The 2004-nt window shown below is 41.3% G+C and carries 4 protein-coding genes; 2 read left to right on the top strand and 2 right to left on the bottom strand.

Going from position 1 to position 2004, the window contains the following annotated elements; genetic code table 11:
* On the bottom strand, nucleotides 1-262 hold a 262-nt coding region (locus tag NWE95_04015; GenBank protein MCW4003062.1), incomplete at its 3' end, for a hypothetical protein.
* 166 nt (nucleotides 263-428) lie between these two features.
* On the opposite strand from NWE95_04015, the gene NWE95_04020 reads away from it, so the two are divergent.
* Together NWE95_04020 and NWE95_04025 are read left to right on the top strand one after the other, a co-directional pair.
* Nucleotides 429-752 (top strand): hypothetical protein, encoded by a 324-nt coding sequence (locus NWE95_04020; protein ID MCW4003063.1) that lies wholly within the window; start codon nucleotides 429-431, stop codon nucleotides 750-752.
* 16 nt (nucleotides 753-768) lie between these two features.
* Complete coding sequence (locus tag NWE95_04025) at nucleotides 769-1056, top strand: ferredoxin family protein (protein ID MCW4003064.1); 288 nt, start codon at nucleotides 769-771, stop codon at nucleotides 1054-1056.
* A 14-nt stretch (nucleotides 1057-1070) separates the two neighbouring features.
* Here NWE95_04025 and NWE95_04030 read toward each other — a convergent pair whose 3' ends face one another.
* On the bottom strand, nucleotides 1071-1826 hold the full coding sequence (locus NWE95_04030) for a DUF169 domain-containing protein (protein MCW4003065.1): 756 nt from the start codon (nucleotides 1824-1826) through the stop codon (nucleotides 1071-1073).
* Nucleotides 1827-2004 lie beyond the last annotated feature (178 nt).

The raw sequence follows: 2004 nt of genomic DNA on the forward strand, positions 1-2004 counted from the left end.
TTAGTGAAAAATTCGGGGCTGAAGTAGTAGATGAGGAGCCAGATACTGTAGAACCGCTACCAATTGTTGGCGGTTTTTGTCCTTCGTAGTATTGCCAAATTCCATAAGCAGTAAGCAAAAGAGTAATCAAACAAATTGCTGAAAAGACATATTTCACACTGCGCAGCTTGGAGTGCTTTTTTGTTTTCTGTTTGCTTTGCCTTTCGTATGTTTCTTGTGTTCTTTGTTGTTTTATCTGCCTTTCACGTTGTTGCTCTTTCACGCTTTTCTTTCCGTTTTTTGGCATAACTGCTCACACACATGGGTCGCTGTGGAAAGTTATTTCCTCATAATAACATTTAAATATTGTTATAATCAAGGGGACAGGATAGTTCTCTATTGAGAATATATGCATTGACTTCACTCTAACTGAAATATCGTGATAGGCCATGTCTGAAGGTCATGTGAGAATCAGAAGCTGGGAAGAGTTCAAACGCTTAGTTGGTGAAAAGAAGCCTATCTCAATCGTTTTTATTCTTGAGCAAAATGGCTTCTCCCCAAACAAAGAACTCACTACCCTAAAGCTAATAATGCTACAAGACAAGCGCTATTACATGTTCTACGACTTCCCGAAAGGCGACGCTCTTCGGGAAACAGGGATTCTATTTCATAAGGACAAGAATGGTTTCTCTAACTTGGATGAGGATGAAGTTAAGGCTTTTCTGAAAAAACAGTTTCCAACTTTGGAAATTTACTCGTTCTGGACAGCATAGATAGAGGGAAGTTTGAATGTCTGAAAATATATTTCATGGGGTTCCACGATGCAATATACCTTGGTATCCGACCATCAACTATGGAAAATGCATCTCATGCGGAAAATGCGTAAAGTACTGCAAGCATGACGTCTATGGATTTGAGGAGAAACAAGGAAAAAAAGTACCCTTTGTAAAGAACGCTGATAACTGCATTGTTTACTGTAATGGTTGCGATTCTATATGTCCATCTGGTGCTATCAACCATCCTTCAAAACTAGAAACTGGCAGGGTTATCAGCAACCTAAGAAAAGAGACTGAATAAGAACTATCAGTCACTTAGATATGATTGATGCTTTCTTTATTATGTGGCAACCCTTTACTATACAATGAGTAGACGGTTTTTTCTCTAACAGCCTTCATTGCTTTCTGCGATAAGGCTTCCAAGGATTCCACGATTTCAGGCAAAAGTTTTGCTGGAATGCCAATGAACATGTGTTCGGGTGGGGTATCTGTAGCTTGTCTACATCCATAACAGCCAGGCGTCATATTTATTTCGCCAGTTAAGTAAGGCACCGTTGTTACATCAACACATTCGGCTTGGAAAATGGATGAGTTAAAGCTTAGTCTTCCGCCTTCTTTGAAGTTTCTGGCTAAGCCAAGCCACATTATGTGCTCCGGGACGCTCTCGATAACGACAATGTCAGGCTCCATCGGGAAGTCTCTTAGAGGCCCCGCAACTACCGCTTTTGCTGAACCTTCCTTTATTCTCGGTATCATGCGCATTGTCTTGGCCGCCGCTTCTTTGCTTGCGAATAATCCAAGCGTACAGAGCATTTCTCCTGTTGAGATTTTTTCTGCCAGCGGACCAAGGCCTAGTGCTGCTTTTGCTGCTGGGCAGGCAATTTTTTCTGCATTTAACATAAGGGTATGCCCTCTTCTAGCTAGCATAAGTAGTTGGCAGTAGCGGCTATTTTGAGCGGGCGTTTTTATGTCTGGTAAGGGCTCTCCGGTTTTTACGATTTTTATTGCTACGGGTTGAGTTTTCAGGTCTAACATTTCTTCGAGTTTTAGGCTCAATATCTTGTTTTCCATTGTTCAAATCTCCTATTGGCTGTAGCCAGTAAGTTCTCTTTCTGTTACCAATTGGTTGTTGGAATCGTATGTTTCATATTTTACCAACCCTGATATCGGGACACCTGAGTTGTACCAAAGGTTCGTTACTGTGCCTGCAGTGTCGTCCCTGACCACAGACTTATAACAGTTAAATGTT

The organism is Candidatus Bathyarchaeota archaeon (assembly GCA_026014725.1).
GTDB lineage: Archaea > Thermoproteota > Bathyarchaeia > Bathyarchaeales > Bathycorpusculaceae > Bathycorpusculum.